We start from the raw sequence: 5,181 nt of genomic DNA on the forward strand, positions 1-5,181 counted from the left end.
AGGCAAGACCCAACCCTGGACTGCTGGAATAACCAGAAGAGTTAATACTGAGGGAAGCGGGAAACACCACTTGACTCGTAGCAGCAGGGGAGACTGAAACCGTGGGGGCCTCAGAGGATACTGTAGATGGGGAGGGGTTAGAGTTCAGGACTCCTAAGCGAGGGGTTTCCCTCGATACACTTAAATCCCCAGAACCTGTTAAATCAGCTGTGATTGGGAAGGATTGCTCAAAACCCAAAGCATCCTTTAAGGACGGCACATCTATACGCAATGAATTGGAACTTACTTGTGTTGTCTTCATGATTTTGCCTCCCTAATTGTCCGAAAATTAATCGGTCAATTACTTAAGTTTGTTAATTCTTTCTGTTTATGGTTAGGGAAAAAGACAAGCTCAACCTTTCTGCCTTAAGGATAAATTTCTCATCTACTTATGATTATAATATAGACATTTAACAAATAAATAAATTTTTTCTTAAATTAATTTATCCAAGAGCCTGATTAGTCACCGCAATAAGAACAGTATTATTGAGAATTAAAAAACCTAGAGGTATTAAGCTGCCCGTGCATTTAAATTGCTTAAATTGCTGGTTGAGACGCGGTTAAAATGCGTTGCGTAAATGCGTCTTAGCTTACCAGGTCAGGGTTTCTCAATCAACAGAGGAAATACTGAGACTATTTTTCAAAAACTGTGGCCTAATTATAGAAAGGATAATTAAGTGGATAAATCGGCTCTTATCGTTTCTGTGTGGAAGGGAGAAGAATAGGGATAATTTTCCAAAAAATAGTCTTCAAAGCTTTATCTAGCAAGACTTGTACAAATAATAAACACTAATAATATATCAGGTTTATCAGAGACGATGAATGGGTAATATTTGGGGATAAAAATAGTTTTTTATTCAAAAAATGGCAAGCTTTTTCATGTTTCTTTGACTGATTGATGAATTGGCGATATAAATCAGTAATTTCCCTTATTTTTTATTAATTATCAGCCCAATATACACCTCGATATTATTACAATAAAACAACCACCACATTCAAATTACTACCTATTGCTTAAATTAAACCTTCTCCTCACTTCAGTCTGGTTTCTGCGGTTTGATTGCTTGTTATCACCAACTGAAGAAATCTTCCCTTTAGATGAGCCTACTTTTACCTCAATCTGCTTAACCGGAACCGTGGCTAAATTAATCTTTTTTTCCCAAGTTCCCTAGAAAGATTAAGGTAAAAATTAGCTCTATCGGCCTTTAGATTGACTGATCATGGCTATTTACCACTGGTGCGGGGCTATCCTCGCCAATCCAAGCCCTAACTAACTCGTAGCAGAGACCGAGCAGAACCGGCCCGACGAACAAACCGATAATCCCGTAGGCGATCACTCCCCCGAACACCCCTAGCAGAATCACCACCATGGGAATGGGCAGGCCGCGCCCCATTAAGATCGGCTTGAGGAAATTATCCACCAAGGTGGCGGGAATCATCCAGAGGGTAAATAATAGGGCGATGGAATTGGGTAGTGTTACCCAAGCGTGAATGAGCGCCCCCAAGACAATCAAACTGGGGCCAATTTGGAGAATGCCCAAAATTAGGGTGAGGAGAGTTAATAAACCGGCCGCAGGTGTTCCCACCGCTACTAAACCGATGCCGATCAAAAGACTCTGGATAATGGCAACGCCAATAATACCGCGGCTAACATTGCGGACGGTGGAGGCGGTAAGACTGGCCAGCGCGATTCCTCGACCTGGGGCGATCTTTTCCGCTAACCGGTTCATCAGGTGAGTCAGATTTTTAGCCGAGAGGGTCAGTGCCGCCGCAATCAGAATCGAGACGATAAATTTCAGCACCGTCAGACCAGTACTGGTGGCCAGAGAAAGGGAGATTTTCCCCAGTTCTTTTAATTGTGGCTCGAAGCGTTGAAGAAATTGACCCGTGTTATCTGATGCCTGCTGCCAGAGACTGGCAATCCTTTCGCCGATCAGCGGCCAGGTGGCCACATCGGTGGGGGGAGGGGGAATCAGCACCGCACCAGTATCGATATATTCGGCGAGCGTTCGCAGATTACCCGCCAGAACCGCTGCAATGCCACTCACCGGACCGATAATAATCCCTAGAGAAAGTAGGGTGAGCAGAACTGTGGCCAGTTTAGCCCGGCCAGCGAGTAACTTTTTTAACCAGAGAAAGAGGGGATACCAAGCGATCGCTAGAATTGCTCCCCAGAGGATCATGGTTAGGAAGGGACGCAGCAGGGTGAACCCAGCAAATAACAACAGGCCGAGAAAAAACAGCCGGATGACGAGATCGATAATTTTAGCGTCATTTTTCATCAATAGCAATCGCCTTTTGGCTAGATGAGGACATTTCTGCAATTATGGCAGTTTTTCGTTATCGGTAGTGATTTGCTAGTAGTGGTGATCCGTCTTGCTTATCTCGTGGGGATTGTGTAAAGTATTTCCTAATCAAAATAATTGCCCAATAAATCTTTAAAACTGATTCTTTTAGGGTAAATCTCCTGACAAATATTTTTTGGGTCGTTGCAATGCTTGCTTTAAATAGTCTTGAGCGAGTAAAATCGACTAATTTAATCTGTTAACAAGGATGCAGGCAAATTTATTAGAAGTGCGGGGAGCAACCCGTCGATTTGGGGGATTAGTCGCTGTCGATGGAGTTTCCTTTCAGGTACAAAAAAACGAGATTTTTGGCTTAATTGGACCCAATGGGGCGGGAAAAACGACTTTATTTAATCTGATCACTGGTTTAATTCCCCTATCGAGTGGTGATTTAATTTATCAAGGGTACAGTCTGGCGAATTATCGTCCTCACCAGATCGCTCAGGCAGGAATTGCCCGTACTTTCCAGAATTTGCGCTTATTTGGTGAATTATCGGCTTTAGAAAATGTGGCAATCGCTGGTAACATTCACAATAGCTCCAATCTCTGGACGGGAATTTTGGGTTTACCGGTTTCGAGAAGGGAGGAGGAAAAAACCTACAAAAGAGCAGAGGAATTATTAGATTTAGTCGGATTAACCGACCAAAGCAATCGGAAAGCCTGTAATTTAGCCTATGGTGATCAAAGACGCTTGGAAATTGCCCGCGCTTTAGCTTTGCAACCCCAGTTATTACTCCTCGATGAACCGGCAGCCGGGATGAATCCCAGCGAAAAGGGGTCATTAAGTCAGCTAATTCGACAAATTCGTGATAATTTAGCTTTAACTGTCCTGTTAATCGAACATCATGTGCCTTTAGTGATGGGATTATGCGATCGCATGGCCGTGTTAGATTTCGGTAAGTTAATCGCTTTGGGAGAGCCAGCCACAGTTAGGAGCAATCCTGCGGTGATTGAAGCTTATTTAGGCGATGAATAAGGATTTTAGATATAGCAGCTATCTTCATGGTGAGGTACGAAGTTTTCGTTTTGGGGAGCCGGTCGTCAGTTATCTAGGATACTGGGAAGCAGTGCGTCTAATTCTTGGATGGCTTTTTCTCTGAGTTGTTTCACCTCGTTGATTTTGCCTTGTAGGTTATCAAGATAAGTGACGATTTCTTGTTCTAAATCCCAATTTTTACTCATATTCACCCTCACCTGTAAACAAATCATAAAACAAAGAAACCAAAATAATAACCGTTTGCTCTAATTCTATCATCTCCTCAAAATCCCGATCACCAGTAATCAAAAAATCCGCCTCACTAACCCTTGCTAAAGCGATAAACTTAGCATCTTTCGGATCCCTTGTAAAGTCAACATTAACATTAACTTCTATTAACTTTGTGCTATTTTCAATTAAAGTTAACCATTCTGCTTTCTTGGTATCACGTAGTTTTAACTTCTTTCGCTGTAAAACTTCTCTATACTCATCTAAAATTTCCTGTGATACTATCCAATCATAATCAGCATGACTAATAATAAAATTAATCACCTTTTCTGGTTTTCCATCAGCAACCGCCGCAGAAATAAGGATATTTGTATCAATAATAACTCTCATTCTCCTCTCCGATAAGCTTCAATTTCCGCCGCAATTTCTTCATCGGTTAACGGATTATCAGCGTGTAAAGCTTGGGTTTCTTGGCATAAACGCTTAAATTCTTCTGCTAACCTTACTTTTTCAGGATCAATCGGTTTATCCTTATTTTGTTCCCGTTCTTTTCGATACTTCCTAATCTTTTCTTTTAATAAGGCTTTTGCGGATTCTGTCCCTTTAACATAATCAGGTAATATAATTTCATACTCTTGTTCTTCTAATAGCTGAAATGCTTTAGAAATAACCTCTTGATGGGTGTTATATTTACCAGTTTTCAGTTGTCTTTCTAAAAACTGTTCTTGTTCAGGAGTTAACGTAATTTGTATCATAATTACCAAATAGTTTGAAGGTTAGATAAAGCTTGAATAGTCAGATAAATAGATGATTTCAATAATTGATATAGCAGAAACCTTAATCTGACCTTGATTCCCAACGACATTTTATCAGGTATTTAAAGTGGTCAAAGACAATCTTTCATACTTCTTAGAAGAACCATCTTCTCAACTGCTTTGTATTCCCTCAATCTGAGAACTCAAAACCGCTTCTTGACGAACGTACATCGAAATTACGCCATCAAGACGACCTAAAGCTCTGTCTGCATCAGAAAGCAAGCGTCTAAGCTCAGAATCCCTGTTTATCGGCGGATTTGGCGGTAAAGCAGCAGGAATGAAAGCAGTGTAACCTTCAACTTGTTTGATAAATTGACCCGAACGCATAATAAGAACTAACAGTGAGGAATCTTATTTTAGTTTTTGGCTGTTTAGTAAAATAAGATTAAGCTGAATATAACAATAATTGTAACTGCTCGATCGCTTCCTTTAGCCTTTCTACCCCTGCAAACTTACTGGCAATTTCCGTCACCTCTTGGGAAGTGCGGAAGTGGGGAGATTTTCCCAAAACCCTTGACAAATGGCGAGACTTGCTTTAGACTTTATATATAATGGGAATCCGTGCGCCCATATATATAGGGTTTTTGAGGGAAGATAAGAGAGAAAAAAATAGCCTGAAAAACCGGGTTGAGAAGGTATAACTGAACTTCCACCGTATGAATATACTAGCTATGGCTAAAAGTCTTAGAGAGCCTGAGTTAAAGCCATATAATACTAATGGACTACTGGTCACAAACTCCTGAAATCCTTACGCAGATAGGGCTTGAGGCAAAAATGG

8 protein-coding genes are annotated in these 5,181 nt (G+C 41.1%); 1 reads left to right on the forward strand and 7 read right to left on the reverse strand.

All coding sequences use genetic code 11. The annotated features are described in order from the left end of the window. The coding region (locus tag IM479_RS01345; RefSeq protein WP_287687483.1) for a hypothetical protein at positions 1 to 301 on the reverse strand (301 nt) is incomplete at its 3' end. Positions 302 to 1,244: 943 nt separating this feature from the next. Further along, a complete protein-coding gene (locus IM479_RS01350) occupies positions 1,245 to 2,321 on the reverse strand; it encodes an AI-2E family transporter (protein ID WP_287687485.1) in 1,077 nt (358 codons plus the stop codon). A 271-nt stretch (positions 2,322 to 2,592) separates the two neighbouring features. Here IM479_RS01350 and IM479_RS01355 point away from each other — a divergent pair, with 271 nt between their 5' ends. After that, positions 2,593 to 3,360 (forward strand): ABC transporter ATP-binding protein, encoded by a 768-nt coding sequence (locus tag IM479_RS01355; protein WP_287687486.1) that lies wholly within the window; start codon positions 2,593 to 2,595, stop codon positions 3,358 to 3,360. Positions 3,361 to 3,425: 65 nt separating this feature from the next. Here the strand turns inward: IM479_RS01355 and IM479_RS01360 are convergent, their stop codons facing one another. From IM479_RS01360 to IM479_RS01380, 5 genes are all read right to left on the reverse strand, one after another. Further along, entirely contained in the window at positions 3,426 to 3,566 is a 141-nt protein-coding gene (locus tag IM479_RS01360; RefSeq protein ID WP_287687487.1) for a restriction endonuclease subunit S domain-containing protein, read from the reverse strand. Beyond that, positions 3,559 to 3,978, reverse strand: a complete 420-nt coding sequence (locus IM479_RS01365; RefSeq protein ID WP_002803328.1) for a putative toxin-antitoxin system toxin component, PIN family — start codon at positions 3,976 to 3,978, stop codon at positions 3,559 to 3,561. Before IM479_RS01365 ends, IM479_RS01360 begins: the two co-directional genes overlap by 8 nt. Beyond that, positions 3,975 to 4,343: a ribbon-helix-helix domain-containing protein gene (locus tag IM479_RS01370; RefSeq protein ID WP_287687488.1), complete on the reverse strand. Its 369-nt coding sequence runs from the start codon at positions 4,341 to 4,343 to the stop codon at positions 3,975 to 3,977. The genes IM479_RS01365 and IM479_RS01370 overlap by 4 nt, the downstream gene beginning before the upstream one ends. Before the next feature lie 171 nt (positions 4,344 to 4,514). Continuing rightward, positions 4,515 to 4,730 (reverse strand): Fic/DOC family N-terminal domain-containing protein, encoded by a 216-nt coding sequence (locus IM479_RS01375; protein ID WP_287687489.1) that lies wholly within the window; start codon positions 4,728 to 4,730, stop codon positions 4,515 to 4,517. A 58-nt stretch (positions 4,731 to 4,788) separates the two neighbouring features. Continuing rightward, positions 4,789 to 4,911 (reverse strand): hypothetical protein, encoded by a 123-nt coding sequence (locus tag IM479_RS01380; RefSeq protein ID WP_287687491.1) that lies wholly within the window; start codon positions 4,909 to 4,911, stop codon positions 4,789 to 4,791. Positions 4,912 to 5,181 lie beyond the last annotated feature (270 nt).

The organism is Microcystis sp. M165S2 (genome assembly GCF_020245885.1).
Lineage (GTDB): Bacteria > Cyanobacteriota > Cyanobacteriia > Cyanobacteriales > Microcystaceae > Microcystis.

Coding starts and splice junctions, on each gene's coding strand:
- IM479_RS01350 (WP_287687485.1), bottom strand. CDS start 2,321: ATGAAAAATGACGCTAAAATTATCGATCTCGTCATCCGGCTGTTTTTT.
- IM479_RS01355 (WP_287687486.1), top strand. CDS start 2,593: ATGCAGGCAAATTTATTAGAAGTGCGGGGAGCAACCCGTCGATTTGGG.
- IM479_RS01360 (WP_287687487.1), bottom strand. CDS start 3,566: ATGAGTAAAAATTGGGATTTAGAACAAGAAATCGTCACTTATCTTGAT.
- IM479_RS01365 (WP_002803328.1), bottom strand. CDS start 3,978: ATGAGAGTTATTATTGATACAAATATCCTTATTTCTGCGGCGGTTGCT.
- IM479_RS01370 (WP_287687488.1), bottom strand. CDS start 4,343: ATGATACAAATTACGTTAACTCCTGAACAAGAACAGTTTTTAGAAAGA.
- IM479_RS01375 (WP_287687489.1), bottom strand. CDS start 4,730: ATGCGTTCGGGTCAATTTATCAAACAAGTTGAAGGTTACACTGCTTTC.